This is a genomic window from Peribacillus sp. NPDC097895 (genome assembly GCF_050277555.1).
Lineage (GTDB): Bacteria > Bacillota > Bacilli > Bacillales > DSM-1321 > Peribacillus.
In genome coordinates, this window is the sequence record NZ_JBNNSH010000001.1 from 705133 (window position 1) to 722490 (window position 17358).

General features: G+C 41.5%; 14 protein-coding genes. 13 read left to right on the forward strand and 1 reads right to left on the reverse strand.

Annotation, left to right across the window (positions count from 1 at the left end; genetic code table 11):
* The first annotated feature begins 13 nt into the window (after positions 1-13).
* The 9 genes from leuB (at position 14) to yihA (ending at position 12632) form a co-directional block, all read left to right on the forward strand.
* Positions 14-1126: a 3-isopropylmalate dehydrogenase gene (leuB, locus tag ACQKMH_RS03295; RefSeq protein WP_427586065.1), complete on the forward strand. Its 1113-nt coding sequence runs from the start codon at positions 14-16 to the stop codon at positions 1124-1126.
* A 69-nt stretch (positions 1127-1195) separates the two neighbouring features.
* Positions 1196-2605 (forward strand): 3-isopropylmalate dehydratase large subunit, encoded by a 1410-nt coding sequence (gene leuC, locus ACQKMH_RS03300; protein WP_427586066.1) that lies wholly within the window; start codon positions 1196-1198, stop codon positions 2603-2605.
* Positions 2606-2633: 28 nt separating this feature from the next.
* Positions 2634-3233: a 3-isopropylmalate dehydratase small subunit gene (leuD, locus tag ACQKMH_RS03305; protein WP_427586067.1), complete on the forward strand. Its 600-nt coding sequence runs from the start codon at positions 2634-2636 to the stop codon at positions 3231-3233.
* Between the two features lie 178 nt (positions 3234-3411).
* Positions 3412-4446, forward strand: a complete 1035-nt coding sequence (locus tag ACQKMH_RS03310) for a tetratricopeptide repeat protein (protein WP_427586068.1) — start codon at positions 3412-3414, stop codon at positions 4444-4446.
* A gap of 185 nt (positions 4447-4631) precedes the next feature.
* Positions 4632-5924: a trigger factor gene (gene tig / locus ACQKMH_RS03315; RefSeq protein WP_427586069.1), complete on the forward strand. Its 1293-nt coding sequence runs from the start codon at positions 4632-4634 to the stop codon at positions 5922-5924.
* Between the two features lie 431 nt (positions 5925-6355).
* On the forward strand, positions 6356-7624 hold the full coding sequence (clpX, locus tag ACQKMH_RS03320) for an ATP-dependent protease ATP-binding subunit ClpX (RefSeq protein WP_230154895.1): 1269 nt from the start codon (positions 6356-6358) through the stop codon (positions 7622-7624).
* Between the two features lie 183 nt (positions 7625-7807).
* Positions 7808-9478, forward strand: coding sequence for an ATP-dependent protease LonB (gene lonB, locus ACQKMH_RS03325; protein ID WP_427586070.1), 1671 nt, complete (start codon positions 7808-7810; stop codon positions 9476-9478).
* A gap of 254 nt (positions 9479-9732) precedes the next feature.
* On the forward strand, positions 9733-12054 hold the full coding sequence (lon, locus tag ACQKMH_RS03330; RefSeq protein ID WP_230154900.1) for an endopeptidase La: 2322 nt from the start codon (positions 9733-9735) through the stop codon (positions 12052-12054).
* Positions 12051-12632, forward strand: a complete 582-nt coding sequence (gene yihA / locus ACQKMH_RS03335; RefSeq protein WP_063232814.1) for a ribosome biogenesis GTP-binding protein YihA/YsxC — start codon at positions 12051-12053, stop codon at positions 12630-12632. Before lon ends, yihA begins: the two co-directional genes overlap by 4 nt.
* Before the next feature lie 69 nt (positions 12633-12701).
* Here yihA and ACQKMH_RS03340 read toward each other — a convergent pair whose 3' ends face one another.
* Positions 12702-13184, reverse strand: a complete 483-nt coding sequence (locus tag ACQKMH_RS03340; RefSeq protein WP_427586071.1) for a LiaI-LiaF-like domain-containing protein — start codon at positions 13182-13184, stop codon at positions 12702-12704.
* A gap of 254 nt (positions 13185-13438) precedes the next feature.
* Here ACQKMH_RS03340 and hemA point away from each other — a divergent pair, with 254 nt between their 5' ends.
* The 4 genes from hemA to ACQKMH_RS03360 are packed head-to-tail and all read left to right on the forward strand — an operon-like array spanning position 13439 to position 17348.
* Positions 13439-14788 carry a glutamyl-tRNA reductase gene (gene hemA / locus ACQKMH_RS03345; protein ID WP_427586072.1) on the forward strand — a complete coding sequence of 450 codons (1350 nt, stop codon included), beginning with the start codon at positions 13439-13441 and terminating at the stop codon, positions 14786-14788.
* A gap of 11 nt (positions 14789-14799) precedes the next feature.
* Positions 14800-15630, forward strand: a complete 831-nt coding sequence (locus tag ACQKMH_RS03350) for a cytochrome C assembly family protein (protein ID WP_230154916.1) — start codon at positions 14800-14802, stop codon at positions 15628-15630.
* A 9-nt stretch (positions 15631-15639) separates the two neighbouring features.
* On the forward strand, positions 15640-16572 hold the full coding sequence (hemC, locus tag ACQKMH_RS03355; RefSeq protein WP_427586073.1) for a hydroxymethylbilane synthase: 933 nt from the start codon (positions 15640-15642) through the stop codon (positions 16570-16572).
* Positions 16572-17348 carry a uroporphyrinogen-III synthase gene (locus tag ACQKMH_RS03360; RefSeq protein ID WP_427586074.1) on the forward strand — a complete coding sequence of 259 codons (777 nt, stop codon included), beginning with the start codon at positions 16572-16574 and terminating at the stop codon, positions 17346-17348. The genes hemC and ACQKMH_RS03360 overlap by 1 nt, the downstream gene beginning before the upstream one ends.
* The last annotated feature ends 10 nt before the right edge of the window (positions 17349-17358 follow it).

Below are 17358 nucleotides of genomic sequence, written 5' to 3' on the forward strand. Positions count from 1 at the left end.
AGGGGAGATTTCGATGAAAAGGAATATTGCGGTGCTTCAAGGAGATGGCATCGGGAAAGAAGTAACAAGAGGCGCTGTAGAAATCCTCGAAGCCGTTGCCCAAAGATATGGTCACGATTTTGGATTTCAATATGGTGAGATTGGCGGCGGTGCCATCGATAACACGGGATCACCCCTGCCGGATGAAACCGTGGAGATTTGTAAAAACAGCGATGCGGTATTATTGGGGGCTGTTGGGGGACCAAAGTGGGATAATCACCCTGCGCACCTAAGGCCGGAACGAGGTTTGTTGAAAATCCGAAAAGATTTGAATCTTTATGCTAACATCCGTCCAATCAGCTATTATTCCAGCTTATCGGAATCTTCTCCCCTTAAAAAGGAATTCATTGAAGATGTGGATTTCGTGATTGTCCGGGAACTAACTGGCGGCCTTTATTTCGGAAAGCCAAGTGAGCGAGTGGAAAGAGAAGGGAAAGAAGCGGTTGTCGATACTCTTTTCTATCAGAAAAGTGAAATGAAGCGCATCATTGAACTTGCGTTTAAATTAGCATCCGATCGCAAGAAAAAAGTAACATCCGTAGATAAAGCGAATGTTCTTGAATCCAGCAGGATGTGGCGTGAAACGGCTGAAGAAATCGCTAAGGACTATCCGGATGTAACGCTTGAACACATGCTGGTGGATAATGCAGCGATGCAGCTGATTAAAAACCCGAAACAATTTGATATTATCGTAACGGAGAATATGTTTGGTGATATTTTAAGCGATGAAGCGTCCGTATTGACAGGTTCGCTTGGAATGCTTCCTTCCGCTTCGATATCAACAAAAGGGCCTAATTTATATGAACCGATTCATGGCTCTGCGCCGGATATTGCGGGGAAAAACTTAGCTAATCCGATTGGGACCATTTTATCGGCGGCATCCATGCTGCGTTTATCCTTTGGCTTGGAGGAGGAGGCACATGCCGTTGAGCAGGCTGTGGAAACGGTCCTTGAATACGGCTTGAGGACTGGTGATATAGCAAATGGGCAACCGAATATTACGTCTACTTCAGAGATGATTGCGGAAATAAAAGCCAATCTTTTAGACCAGGAAGCCATATCCAACATCATGGGTGCTTACGCATAAACTTCTTTCACGGCCTAACATTAGGCCGTGTTTTTTAAAAAAATATAAGATTAATCGAGGTGGATACGGATGGGAAAGTCGATAATAGAGAAAATATGGGATCGTCATATTGTAAATGAAGAGGAAAATAAACCGGATTTATTATATATTGACCTTCAATATATACATGAAGTGACCTCTCCGCAAGCGTTTGAAGGATTGAGATTAAAAGGACGCACGGTCAGGAGGCCGGACCGTACATTTGCGACAATGGATCATAATGTACCGACTGTTAATCGTTATTTCATCGAGGATGATATTGCAAGGAAACAATTAGAGGCACTTGACCAAAACTGTAAGGAGTTCGGTATCCGCCTTGCGGATTTAGACAGCCCGGAACAAGGGATCGTACATGTAATCGGACCGGAATTAGGACTGACGCAGCCAGGAATGACCATTGTCTGTGGTGACAGTCATACTTCGACACATGGAGCATTTGGATCGATTGCATTTGGAATCGGCACGAGCGAGGTCGAGCATGTCTTGGCCACGCAAACACTATGGCAAACAAAACCCAAAACATTGAAGCTTGAGGTTAACGGTAAACTAGGTCACGGCGTGATGGCGAAAGATGTCATTTTATATGTCATTTCTAAATTCGGTGTCGATTTCGGCACGGGACACATCATTGAATACTGTGGGGAAGTTTTCAGGGATATGTCAATGGAGGAGAGAATGACCGTCTGCAATATGTCGATCGAAGGCGGGGCGAGAGCTGGGCTGGTAGCTCCAGATGAAACAACTTTCTCTTATTTAAAAGGTCGTAAATATGTGCCAAAAGGAGAGGAGTTCGAACAATTTGTTCAGGATTGGAAGTCGCTTTCGAGTGATGAAGATGCTGTGTATGACCAAGAAATCATTCTTGATGGCAGCTTGATTTCACCAATGGTCAGCTGGGGCACAAATCCTGGAATGGCCAGTGGGGTGGACGGTAAAGTACCGACCTTTGCAGAAGATAACATGGATTCAAAGGAACTGAATCGTGCACTTGAATATATGGGTCTTGAGGAAGGCATGTCAATCACGGATATTCCCGTTCAGCATGTATTCATAGGGTCTTGTACGAATTCCCGGATCGAGGACTTACGGCAGGCGGCAGAAATGATTGAAGGCCAGGAAGTTCAAAAAGGAGTCCGGGCGATGGTCGTTCCCGGTTCACAGAGCGTTAAAAGGCAAGCGGAAGATGAAGGCCTGGATGAGATTTTCAAATCTGCGGGCTTTGAATGGCGTGAATCAGGTTGCAGCATGTGCTTGAGTATGAACCCAGATGCGGTACCATCTGGCGAGCATTGTGCTTCCACGAGTAATCGGAACTTTGAAGGCAGGCAAGGAGCTGGTGCAAGGACGCACTTAGTCAGTCCTGCAATGGCCGCTGCTGCAGCCATTCATGGGAAATTTGTCGATATTAGAAATTTGAAAAAGACTGAACAAGTCCATTAATAATACGAATTAACTGGAGGTGCAGAGAATGGAACCCATTACGATATATAAAGGAAGAGCGGCGGCACTTGACCGTAAAAACGTAGATACCGACCAAATCATTCCAAAGCAGTTTTTAAAACGAATTGAGCGAAGCGGATTTGGGGAATTTTTATTCTATAACTGGCGTTTTGATGAAAATGGTAAAGAACGTCCTGATTTTGAATTGAATCAGCCCCATAATCAAAACACGTCCATTTTAATAGCGGGTGAAAATTTCGGCTGCGGTTCTTCGCGTGAGCATGCTCCATGGTCATTGAAAGACTACGGATTCGATATTGTCATCGCACCGTCTTTTGCTGATATTTTTAAAAGTAATTGCATGAAAAATGGCATGGTCCCCATCGCTTTAACCCAGGCGGAGGTAAAATATTTAATGGAAAGGGTGTCGTCACCTGACTATGAGCTGACGATCGATCTTCCTAATCAAACATTGAAAGATGATCGTGGGTTTGAAACAAACTTTGAAATCCATCCATATTGGAAGGAAATGCTCGTCAAAGGCTGGGATGAAATCTCCATAACCCTTCAATATGATAAAGAGATTACAGCCTATGAGTCACAAAAAAAGGTTATTTCAAGTATTTAATTGCTGAAGGATATTTTCCCGTTCTCCTTACTTATTTGAGGGGGGCGGGATTTTTTTTTAGGTGAGGGAAGCCGGAAAGTAGTCAGGGATGGGTTGATCCATCCTATAAATTTTTGTGTTTCTTCCTATTACATGCTAAACTGTTTTTCAAAAAGCGAACGGTGAGGCGGAAGATAGGATGGATAATGAGAACAACCAAAAGAAGGCCGGAGAAACCAAGATTATCGCCTTTCCGAATCTCGGTGAAAGGTTGATTGTAAAAGGGTTGGATGAGCTTGGAAACAGAAACTTTAAGGTTGCTGCACAGCTTTTTAGCCAAGCGAGGGAGTATGAGCCCGAAAATGATGAAGTTTGCATGGGGCTAGTCGTCTCACTTGTCGAACTTGAGTATTATGAGGAGTCAAAAGAGTTGTGTAAAGAGATGCTGAATAAAGGCATCGGTGACTATTTTCAGCTTATCAATATCTATTTGATGGTACTGCTTCAATTAGGAGAGCATCAGGAAATGGTCACGACGATCGAACTGCTATTTGAAGAGAGCCAAATTCCCTTTGATAAAGAGGAACATTTCGAAAAGATGTTACAGTTCAGCAAACGGGCACTCGAGGAAAAAAAAGATGAAGAAGATAGGCAAAATCAGCAGATTGCAGAGGAATTGCAAGAGGATGATCTTTTTGTAGGTAAAACGGATAATGAAATGTTCTTGGTCATTTCAAAACTTACGAATACCAATATTCGACCATTTATCCCGCAAATCGAACAATTTCTACAAATGGATGATGGGCATCCGTTCTTTAAAACGATGCTGCTTAACATTCTTATTGACCAGGAATATAACGAAGAAGTGGCATTGAGGAAATTCAATCAATCGAAATCTGTCATACCAAGGGAATTAAAAAGTTTGAAGGAGACGGACTTTTATAAGAAGGTTACGGCCCTGGCAGAAGAGGAATTAAGTCAGGAAAACCCGAGCCTATATGAAATGGTGCATAGCTTGATCGAACGGCATTCCTTTCTATTATATCCTTATGAACCAGAAGCAGAAAGCTTGCCAGGATGGGCAGCTGCCTACCATGCCTTAGCGGAAGAATACATGGCTGGAGATGTTTCCGGAATGGACATCGCGGATATTTACCATGCTGATGAGGAAGCCGTTGCGGATATTCTATCCTATATAAAAGAAATTGAGGAAATTTCTTATCCCATTATTTAACCTATTGCTGTTGTAACAGAATAAACCTGTGGTATAATGTAGTGGTTGTAATGTATAATCGTCTAAATTTGACGATTTCCCAATAATTTTGTTGGGGTTATATGAAGGATGACTTGTTAACACTTGCAAAGCATATTCATCCAATGCTTATTATTGAAGTATATAGATTTTTTGGAGGGAAACACATGTCTGTAAAATGGGAAAAACAAGAAGGTAATCAAGGCGTACTAACAATTGAAGTTGACGCTGCAAAAGTAAACGAAGGTTTAGACGCAGCTTTCAAAAAAGTTGTAAAACAAGTAAATGTACCTGGCTTCCGTAAAGGGAAAATGCCACGTCAAATGTTCGAAAAAAAATTCGGCGTAGAATCACTTTACCAAGATGCGCTTGATATCATTCTTCCAGATGCTTATGCAAATGCTGTCGAAGAAGCTGGAATTCAGCCTGTAGATCGTCCAGAAATCGACATCGAGAAAATGGAAAAAGGCGAAAACCTAATCTTCACTGCAACTGTAACAGTTAAGCCGGAAGTTAAATTAGGAGATTACAAGGGTGTTGAAGTTGAAAAATTCAACACTGAAGTAACTGACGAAGATGTTGAAAATGAATTGAAAACTTTACAAGAGCGTCAAGCTGAGCTTGTTGTTAAAGAAGAAGGACAAGCTGCTGAAGGAGATACAGTTGTTCTTGACTTTGAAGGATTCGTTGATGGTGAAGCGTTCGAAGGCGGAGCTAGCGAAAACCATTCATTGGAAATCGGTTCAAATTCTTTCATTCCAGGATTTGAAGAGCAACTTGTTGGTCTTGAAACTGGCGCTGAAAAAGATATCGAAGTTACTTTCCCTGAAGAATACCATGCTGCTGAACTTGCAGGTAAACCAGCTGTATTCAAAGTGAAAATTCACGAAATCAAAACAAAACAACTTCCTGAGCTTGATGATGAGTTCGCGAAAGATGTTGACGACGAAGTGGAAACTTTGGCTGAACTGAAAGAAAAAACAAAACACAAATTAGAGCATGACAAAAAACACGAAGAAGAAAACTTCGTACAAAATACTGTAATTGGTAAAGCTGTTGAAGGTGCAGAAATGGACGTTCCTGAAGCAATGATTTCAAACGAAGTGGACCGTATGATGAATGAGTTCTCTCAACGCATTCAATCTCAAGGACTTAATTTGGAACTTTACTACCAATTCTCAGGTCAAGACGAAGAAGCTTTAAAAGCACAAATGAAAGAAGAAGCTGAAGGACAAGTTCGTACGAGCCTAACTCTTGAAGCAATCGCTGAAGTTGAAAAACTTGAAGCAACTGACGAAGATGTTGAAGCTGAACTTGGACAAATGGCTACAATGTACAACATGGAAGTTGAAGCGATCAAACAAGCTCTTGGAAACTTAGAAGGAATCAAAGGCGATCTTAAAATTAAGAAAGCGATTGACTTCTTGGTAGAAAACAGCAAAACAGTTGAAGCAAAATAATTTTTTATAAGTAAGCAGATTTTAATATTACCTTAAAAAAACAAGGCGCGAGTAATCGTGCCTTGTTTTATACATATTGAGAATTAGTGAAAATTTCAATTATCAGTTATTTCCTGATTGATTTTTTTTGGATTTCGGTGTAGATTAGTTCTAATACCGCATATACATATTTATACAGTGAATCCTAATTTTAAAAACCAAAAGTTTTGGGCATACTGGTAAAGGGCAAATACATATTGATTGATTATTGTACTTATTTAACAACTCGGACGCGTGAGCATTTTTGTTACTAAACTTCCAAGAACATGATAAAATGCAAAACATACTAGGGGTTTTGGAATGCTTAAGTAGATGTGTGCCTAGTTTTTTTCATTATGATTGGGTACCGCTAAGTAATAGAGTTGGAAGAGTATTTAAAGGGGTGAACGTTCATGTTTAAATTTAATGATGAAAAAGGACAGTTAAAATGTTCTTTTTGCGGTAAAACACAAGAACAAGTTCGTAAACTGGTTGCTGGTCCAGGTGTATATATTTGTGACGAGTGTATCGAGCTTTGTACGGAGATCGTCGAAGAAGAACTGGGTACTGATGAAGAAGTAGAATTCAGAGATGTGCCAAAACCTATGGAAATCCGTGAAATTCTTGACGAATATGTGATTGGACAAGAACAGGCGAAGAAGTCTTTGGCTGTTGCAGTTTACAATCATTATAAACGTATCAATTCCAATAGCAAAGTCGATGATGTGGAGCTTTCTAAAAGTAACATCGCCCTAATCGGACCGACGGGAAGCGGGAAAACGCTTCTTGCGCAAACATTGGCGCGTTTACTGAATGTTCCTTTTGCCATTGCTGATGCGACCTCGTTGACGGAAGCTGGATATGTAGGGGAAGATGTGGAAAACATTCTTCTTAAATTGATTCAAGCTGCTGATTATGATGTGGAAAAAGCGGAAAAAGGCATCATTTATATTGATGAAATCGATAAAGTTGCCCGTAAATCGGAAAATCCTTCGATTACACGTGATGTGTCTGGTGAAGGTGTGCAACAAGCTTTATTGAAAATTCTTGAAGGAACGGTTGCAAGTGTTCCGCCACAAGGTGGACGTAAACATCCACATCAAGAATTCATCCAAATCGATACGACCAATATTTTGTTCATCTGTGGCGGTGCCTTTGATGGCATCGAACCAATCATCAAACGCCGTCTTGGTCAAAAAGTCATTGGTTTTGGCTCTGACGTGAAAAAGGATGATATTGCAGAAAAAGAATTGCTTTCCAAAGTCCTTCCAGAAGACTTGCTTCGTTTCGGATTAATCCCTGAATTTATCGGACGTCTTCCGGTAATTGCCACACTTGAGCAATTGGATGAAGCAGCTTTGATTGAAATTCTGACACAACCGAAAAATGCTCTTGTTAAACAATATCAAAAATTGCTTGAGCTTGACGATGTTGAATTGGAATTCGAACCGGAAGCGCTAAGTGAAATTGCTAAAAAAGCAATTGAACGTAAAACTGGTGCACGTGGACTGCGTTCAATCATTGAAGGTATCATTCTAGAAGTGATGTTCGATCTACCTTCACGTGATGATGTCGCAAAATGTGTAATCACAGGCAGCACAATTTCGAAAAATGAATCTCCAAAGCTCGTCCTTAAAGACGGTACAACCATCAAAGGACAAGAAAAGAAAACATCTGCTTAACTTTTAAGAAAAAGTAAGACTGCCAGTTCATCCTGGCAGTCTTTTTTATGTTTACTGAAAAAATTGTTGTTCTTTAGGTTAAAAACCCCCAAAATTTACAACCTGAATTTCTTGGATAAATTCGCCCTTCCCAAGGAGATACTAACAGAAATGACAAACTAGGAGAGTGCAGGAGGGAATACGATGAATTGGACAGGATTGGCGTTGTTTATCCAGCTGTTTTTTGGGATTATAATTGGATTGTATTTTTTGAACTTATTGAAAGGCCAGCGGACACAAAAAGTTTCCATTGACCGTGACTCACGAAAGGAAATGGACCAATTACGTAAGATGAGATCCATTTCTTTAACAGAGCCATTGGCGGAGAAGGTAAGACCAAGTACATTTAATGAAATCATCGGTCAAGAAGATGGGATAAAATCTTTAAAGGCGGCTTTATGTGGGCCCAATCCCCAGCATGTGATTGTTTACGGTCCTCCAGGTGTAGGAAAAACAGCAGCGGCCAGACTTGTTTTGGAAGAGGCTAAGAAGAATGGTAAGTCACCATTTAAGAATTCGGCCGTGTTTGTTGAATTGGATGCCACTACAGCTAGATTCGATGAGCGGGGAATTGCCGATCCGCTGATTGGTTCGGTGCATGATCCGATCTATCAAGGTGCCGGGGCGATGGGACAAGCCGGCATTCCGCAGCCAAAGCAAGGTGCTGTCAGCAATGCTCATGGCGGCGTGCTGTTCATAGATGAAATAGGGGAGCTTCACCCGATACAGATGAATAAGCTGTTAAAGGTATTGGAGGATCGTAAGGTCTTTTTGGAAAGTGCCTACTATCAAGAGGAAAATCAAAATATTCCCACTCACATCCATGATATTTTTAAAAACGGACTTCCGGCTGATTTTCGCTTGATTGGAGCCACAACGAGAACGCCCAATGAAATCGCGCCTGCGATTCGCTCAAGGTGCATAGAAGTGTTTTTCCGTGAGCTTGATCGGGAAGAAATCATCAAAGTGGCTAAGAACGCATCCGATAAAGTGGGAATCACCATTAGTGAAAAAGGATTGCAATCGATTTCGGACTATGCCCGAAATGGCAGGGAAGCTGTCAACATGATTCAAACCCTTGCAGGAATATCCATTAATGAAAACAGGACTTTTATTAGAGAAGAAGATATTGATTGGATGGCACATAGCAGTCAGCTGACCCAAAGAATGGATCGGAAAATAGAATCGGATTCCAAAATAGGCCTTGTCAATGGTCTTGCAGTCTATGGTCCCAATTCCGGGGCATTGCTAGAAATCGAGGTTACCGTCATGGCCGCTTCTAATGAAAAGGGTTCGATAAATATTACCGGTATCGTCGAAGAAGAGAGCATTGGCGGAGGGAACGGAAAATCGATCCGCCGCAAGAGCATGGCAAAAGGTTCGGTCGAAAATGTAATTACGGTTCTCCGGTCGATGGGAGTGCCTGCCGATCAATTCGATATCCATGTCAACTTCCCGGGCGGCAGTCCTGTAGATGGCCCTTCTGCGGGAATTGCAATGGCTACAGGCATATACTCGGCCATTTATAAAATCCCTGTTGATCATACATTGGCGATGACTGGAGAAATCTCCATTCATGGCGGTGTAAAACCGATCGGGGGAGTCATCCCGAAAATCAAGGCCGCAAAACTGGCCGGGGCAAAGAAAGTAATCATTCCAGTCGATAACATGCAGCCGCTGTTATCTGAAATCAAGGATATAGAAATCATTCCCGTTTCGAATGTGAAAGAAGTGCTCGATCAGGCACTGAAAAAGGAAATGATGACGGAACAAATCCTCACGTCCTTGGACCTATCAAAAAAAGAAAGCGTATAAAGGAAAATGCCCCGGCTTAACACAACCGGGGTATTTTTAGGACCAAAATGTACGACTTGCATAAACCAAACGAAAAAAATAAACACATGTCAGACGTGCTTTTTTATCTAATATTGGAGATAATAAAAGCAGTCGAAACGTGTTAAGGTAAACAAATAGACACTTCTATATAAATAGGATAGAATTGTTAAAAGGTTGAGAACATGGGTAAATAGTTTACAACGACGATACTAATTAGATGGAGGTGTCAGGAAATGACTGATAAAGAAATCATCGTCCCCCTCCTGCCGCTTAGAGGACTGCTTGTATATCCAACAATGGTACTTCATTTAGATGTAGGCCGAGATAAATCGGTACAAGCCCTTGAGAAAGCAATGGTGGAAGACCATCTTATATTTTTGACGACACAACAAGATGTTTCGTTGGACGAACCAGGTGAAGAAGATTTATTTAAAATGGGCACTTTGACTAAGGTAAAACAAATGTTGAAGCTTCCGAATGGCACGATCCGGGTGTTGGTGGAAGGATTGAACCGAGCAGAGGTCATTGAATTTTACGATTATGAGACACATTTTGGTGCCAAGATTAAAATATATGAAGACAGTGATGAAAAAGATGCTGAACATCAAGCATTAATGCGCACTCTACTGGATTATTTTGAACAATACATAAAAATGTCCAAGAAAATAACTGGTGAAACGTTTTCATCCACTTCCGATATTGAAGAGCCGGGGAGATTAGCGGATATAATCGCTTCCCATTTGCCTTTGAAATTGAAGGAGAAGCAAGAAGTGCTTGAGACGATCGATATGAAAAAGCGTTTAAGTCGTGTAATCGAGATCATCAATAACGAGAAAGAAGTTCTTTTTCTCGAGAAAAAGATCGGTCAGCGTGTTAAGCGTTCCATGGAGCGAACTCAAAAAGAATATTATTTACGTGAACAAATGAAAGCGATCCAAAAGGAATTGGGCGATAAAGAAGGAAAAACGGGGGAGATAGAAGTCCTCAACGAAAAGATAGAAGAAGCGGATATGCCTGAGCACATTAAACAAACGGCATTAAAGGAATTGGACCGTTATGAAAAAGTGCCGTCCAGCTCAGCTGAGAGCTCGGTCATTCGCAATTATATTGAATGGTTGATCTCGCTTCCTTGGTCCAATGCCACAAAAGATGACTTAAATATTCATAAAGCTGAAAAAATCTTGAACAGGGATCACCATGGTTTGGAAAAGGTGAAAGAGCGGGTGCTTGAGTATTTAGCCGTCCAACAATTGACCAATTCATTGAAAGGACCGATCCTATGCTTAGTGGGACCCCCTGGCGTCGGAAAAACCAGTCTGGCTAAATCGATCGCGTCATCACTGAACAGGAATTTCGTTCGTATTTCTTTAGGCGGAGTTCGTGATGAGTCAGAAATCCGGGGACATCGCCGCACGTATGTAGGAGCAATGCCAGGACGGATCATCCAAGGTATGAAAAAAGCTGGAACGATCAATCCGGTCTTCTTGCTGGATGAAGTGGATAAGATGTCCAATGACTTTAGGGGTGATCCATCTGCAGCGATGCTTGAGGTGCTGGATCCGGAGCAAAATCATAATTTCAGTGATCATTATATTGAAGAAACGTATAATCTTTCCAAAGTCATGTTCATAGCGACTGCAAACAATTTGGCATCGATTCCTGGACCGCTTCGTGATCGTATGGAAATCATTTCGATTGCAGGTTATACTGAGATAGAGAAACTTCACATAGCCAAGGATCACCTGCTGCCTAGACAGTTGGAAAACCATGGTTTATTGAAGACACAACTGCAAGTTCGTGAGGAAGCTCTTACCAAAATCATTCGTTATTATACTCGGGAAGCCGGTGTTCGGAGTCTGGAGCGACAGCTTGCAAGCATCTGTCGGAAGACTGCGAAAATCATCGTGTCCGGGGATAAAAAGCGGGTCGTCATTTCTGAAAAGAATGTCGAGGAGTTTTTAGGGAAAACCATGTTCCATTATGGACAGGCTGAAGTCGAGAATCAAGTCGGTGTAGCTAATGGTTTAGCTTACACGTCGGTTGGCGGCGATACGCTGCAAATCGAGGTTTCCTTATCACCAGGTAAAGGCAAACTTATCCTGACAGGAAAGCTTGGCGACGTAATGAAAGAGTCAGCCCAGGCTGCTTTCAGTTATGTACGGTCGAAAACCGAGAAACTTCATATTGATAAGGACTTCCATGAAAAATATGATATCCATATTCATGTCCCTGAAGGTGCTGTCCCTAAAGATGGACCTTCTGCAGGCATCACGATTGCAACAGCGTTAATATCGGCCCTCACTAATAGGCCGATCAGAAAAGAGGTAGGCATGACAGGCGAAATTACATTACGCGGACGGGTTCTTCCAATCGGCGGGCTTAAAGAAAAATCTTTAGCAGCTCACCGGGCAGGACTTACGAAAATCATCATCCCGCAAAATAACGAAAAGGATATTGATGATATCCCGGAGAGTGTCCGTAAAGCATTAACATTTGTTCCAGTTTCACACGTCGATGAAGTCCTTGAGCATGCATTGGTAGGTGTGAACGAATGAAAGTGACAAGTTCAGATATTGTCATCAGTGCTGTGAAGCCTGAACAATATCCCAATACTCCAATACCGGAGTTTGCTTTGGCAGGCCGTTCCAATGTTGGAAAATCGAGTTTCATCAACAAAATGATCAATCGAAAAAACTTGGCGCGCACATCCTCTAAACCGGGTAAGACGCAAACCTTGAATTTTTACATCATAAATGAAGCACTCCATTTTGTGGATGTACCGGGTTATGGTTATGCTAAGGTATCTAAAACGGAGCGCGATGCTTGGGGAAGGATGATCGAGACATACTTCACTTCCCGTGATCAGCTACGCGCTGCGCTTCTGATTGTCGATTTGCGTCATCCTCCGACAAAGGATGATATCGCAATGTATGAATTCCTTAAGCATTATGACCTGCCCCGGATCGTTATTGCCACAAAAGCGGATAAAATTCCAAAAGGCAAATGGCAGAAGCACTTAAAGATCACACGCCAAACGTTAAATATGGAAAAAGAAGATGAATTGCTTCTTTTCTCAGGAGAAACAGGCGAAGGGAAAGAACAAGCCTGGGGCGTCCTTAAGAAATATATGTAACAGAAAAGGGTATTCCGCATCTGGAATACCCTTTTTCGTATGTATTTCAACATTTCATAGTAACCATCTTTACTTTTTTCGAACTAAAAAAAAGATGCCGATTGCCATCAAGGCAAATGGCCAAAACCTTTCGATGTTTGCTGTGCTTGTTTCAACAATCCCGAAAGATGTCGTGATTTTATCGTAGAAAAAGAAAAGGATCGAGATGATGAGTAATATCATCCCATGAAACATTCCAGAATTTGTTTTGCGTGCCCGGAGAATAAATCCCAGTGAGATGATTAAAATAAAGATACCTATATTATCCGGCCAAATATCTAGGTTCTCGACGATGTGGAAATGTGCCCCAAACCCCAGCAAGATGACGCCTGGCAGAATGGACTCATATTCATTACCGCTATAAGCCTGAATTAAGAAGGCGGCACCAACGATACATAATAAAGTGGGCCAGCTGTAAAATCCTGGAAAGATTTCCATTTGGGAGTGTTCAAGAAAAAAATAGAGACCGAAACCGATTAAGACGATTCCAGGAAAAATACGTTGCGTTTTCATTTTATCCTCCTATGCAATTCGATTACTTGAAGTTTTTTGCCATTTTTGATATGGTACTTTTGTACACAATGTCGAACTATGTATGTAACTTACAAATCACCGCTTAAACACCTTTTGTAGCAATTCAGGCGTTTAGGCTGTCTTTTCATGGTAGCATACGTTTTCATAAACTGTTCATATTATTTGCGTGAATCCATTTTAGTACATGGTATAATAAATTTACATGAAAAATTTTGGGGGTGCAAAACAAAAGGATGCATATTTTAGCGGTTGGTATAAATTACAAAACTGCCCCTGTTGAAATTCGGGAAAAACTGTCGTTTAACGAAGCCGAACTTGCCGAGGCAATGAAAGCTCTTAAAAATAAAAAAAGCATCTTGGAGAATATCATTATTTCAACATGTAACAGGACGGAAATATATGCGGTCGGTGACCAGCTTCATACAAGCCGGTATTATATAAAGGAATTTCTTTCGGAATGGTTTAACATCGATAAAGAAGAATTTTCTAAATACCTGTTTATCTATGAAGGCGATGGGGCTGTCGAGCATTTATTTTCAGTGACCTGCGGCTTGAATTCCATGATACTGGGAGAAACTCAAATTTTGGGACAAGTGCGTTCCAGTTATATGTTAGGACAGAAGGAAGATACGATTGGTACCGTTTTTAACCATCTCTTCAAACAAGCCCTTACATTAGCGAAAAAAGCCCATTCAGAAACGGAGATCAATACGAACGCCGTTTCTGTCAGCTATGCGGCAGTCGAGCTTGCGAAAAAAATCTTCGGTGGCCTGAATGGCAAGAACGTCTTGATCCTTGGTGCCGGTAAGATGGGTGAGCTAGCCATTCAAAACCTGCATAGTAATGGAGCAGACAGCATTACTGTCATTAACCGTACCTTTCAGAAAGCGGTCGATTTGGCCGAAAGATTCAATGGTACAGCGAAGCAGCTTCAAGAGCTGCAATGCGCTTTAGTGGATGCGGACATCCTGATTACTTCTACTGGTTCCAAAAATCTTTTAGTAACAAAAGAAATGATGACGTTCGTGAATAAGCTTCGTAAAGGCCGTCCTATTTTCATGGTGGATATCGCAGTGCCTCGTGACCTCGATCCATCATTGGGCGAGCTGGAGAATGTCTTCTTGTATGACATTGATGATCTTGAAGGGATCGTGCAAGCGAATATCGAAGAGCGTAAAAAAGCTGCCGAGAAAATAGAAATGATGATTGAATCTGAAATCGTTGACTTCAATCAATGGATTAATTTGCTTGGTGTGGTTCCTGTCATTTCTTCTTTACGGGAGAAATCCTTGTCAATTCAAAAGGAAACGATGGAAAGTATCGAAAGAAAGCTTCCTCATTTAAGTGAACGTGATAAAAAAGTACTGAACAAACATACGAAGAGCATCATCAACCAAATGCTGAAAGATCCGATTCTTTATGCAAAAGAGCTTGCAGATGAGCCAAATGCAAAAGAGCAATTAAATAATTTTGTGAAAATATTCCATTTAGGGGAATTAATAGAAGACCAGCTGGTAGCGGATGATGAAAAAGAACGGAACAGCTCCAAGGCATCTCTATTGAATCCACTTCCTGTCCAGTAATAGAGGTAGATATGGAATTAATTATGACAAGATTGCATGAAGCCACTGTATTGTTGTATGCCATCAGTATGCTTTTATATTTTATTGACTTCCTTAATAATAACCAGAAGGCGAACAAGGTCGCTTTCTGGTTGCTTTCTATTGTTTGGGTACTGCAAACAATTTTTTTGTTTCTGTATGTATTGAAAACGGGAAGATTCCCGGTATTGACGATTTTTGAAGGATTATATTTTTATGCATGGGTCCTCATATCGTTATCATTGGTTATTAACCGTTTGCTAAGAGTCGATTTTACGGTCTTTTTTACGAATGTTTTGGGTTTTATGGTCATGGCCATCCATACCTTTGCACCAGTTCAGATAGAATCTCAAGTACTTGCACAGCGTCTCGTTTCAGAGCTTTTGCTCATACATATCACTTTTGCCATTCTATCTTACGGTGCATTTACTCTTTCATTCGTGTTTTCACTACTATACCTAATTCAATATGATTTATTGAAACGGAAGAAGTGGGGAAAACGGCTGCTTCGACTCGGCGATTTAACAAAGCTCGAGCATATGTCTTATGTCCTCGCAGTAATAGGTGTTCCGTTATTAGTGGTCTCCCTTATCTTGGGCATTCAATGGGCATATATAAAAGTGCCTGGAGTATCCTGGCTGGATATGAAGATCATCGGGTCGTTTATTTTGCTCATCGGTTACAGTGTGTTTTTATACTTGAAAATTCGGAAACAAATGTATGGAAGGACACTAGCCTTCCTGAATATTGGTTCTTTCATGATTGTGTTAATAAACTTTTTCCTTTTTGGAAGCCTTTCAACATTCCACTTTTGGAATACATAGGAGGAAACTATGAGAAAAATCATTGTCGGTTCTAGACGTAGTAAATTAGCGATCACCCAAACAAACTGGGTGATCGATCAACTTAAAGAGCTTGGGGCTCCATATGAGTTCGAGGTGAAGGAAATTGTCACAAAGGGTGACCAAATCCTTGATGTAACGCTTTCCAAGGTTGGCGGTAAAGGCTTATTCGTTAAAGAAATTGAACAAGCGATGCTGGATAAAGAGATCGATATGGCTGTACATAGTATGAAAGATATGCCGGCAGTGCTACCAGAAGGATTGACGATAGGTTGCATACCGCCGAGAGAGGATCACCGGGATGCCTTGATTTCAAAGAACCATGAAACCCTTTCTGAAATGAAGGCCGGTTCCATCATAGGTACGAGCAGTTTGCGCAGAGGTGCTCAAATTTTGGCAAGAAGACCGGATCTTGAAATTAAATGGATTCGCGGAAATATCGATACCCGCTTGAATAAGCTGAAAACGGAAGATTATGATGCTATCATCTTAGCGGCAGCCGGACTATCAAGAATGGGATGGAAGCAGGACATCGTATCGGAATTTTTAGATGAAGATATTTGTATTCCTGCAGTTGGCCAAGGTGCTCTGTCCATTGAATGCCGTGAAGACGACAAAGACCTGCTGGCTGAACTTGCAAAATTAACCTGTGAAAAAACGAAAAGAACGGTTGAAGCGGAACGTGCCTTTTTGGATAAAATGGAAGGCGGTTGCCAAGTGCCGATTGCCGGATTCGCAGTAGCGAAAGATAATGGATCTGTTTCCTTGACGGCTTTGGTCGCTTCTCCGGATGGAAAGGTGATTTATAAGGAAATGGTTGAGGGGACTGACCCTGAGACAGTTGGACATGATGCTGCCAAACAGATTAGTGAAATGGGCGGTAAAGCGTTGATCGATCGCGTAAAAGAGGAGCTTGATCAGTAATGAATCCCTTTCAACCTCTTAAGGATTATCAGGTATTAATCACCAGAGGGAAAGGGCAGGCTGATGGTTTAAAAGATTCGATCGAGAAAAATGGCGGAACGCCGCTTCTTGTACCATTGCTTGAGTTCACTCTTCCAGATCATGTGGAAGATGTTCAACAGCGGTTAGATGAGCTGAATACCTATGACTGGATTATTTTAACCAGTCAAAATGGAGTGGAATTCTTCTTTAATCTTCTTGGTAAAAAGCCTGTCAGGCTACCGAAAATAGCCGTCATTGGCTCAAAAACGGAAGTGGCCCTGAAAAGACATGGATATAAGGCGGATTTTGTTCCAACTCAGTTTGTTGCTGAAGGGTTTGTATCAGAGTTCATTCCCTTATTAGAATCCGGGACTCGTGTGTTGCTGGCAAAAGGAAATCTCGCAAGGGCGGTAATTGCGGAGACTATCAATGAAGCCGGTGCATCCTGTGATGAAGTGATTATTTATCATACCGTACTTCCCGGAAGCAGTGAAAAACAACTCGTTCAACTTATAACGAATCATGAAATCGACATCATCACCTTTACGAGTTCTTCGACGGTCAATCATTTCTTGCAGATCATGGAACGCCATGAACTGGGTACATACATAGACCGGATCATCATCGCTTGCATCGGGCCGATTGCTGCCAAAACAGCGGCTAAACATGGGCTATCAGTCGATGTGTGTCCTGCTGTTTATACAACGGAAGCCATGGTCGCGGATATCATACGATTCATAAGTGAAAAGAAATAATAAAGGAGGA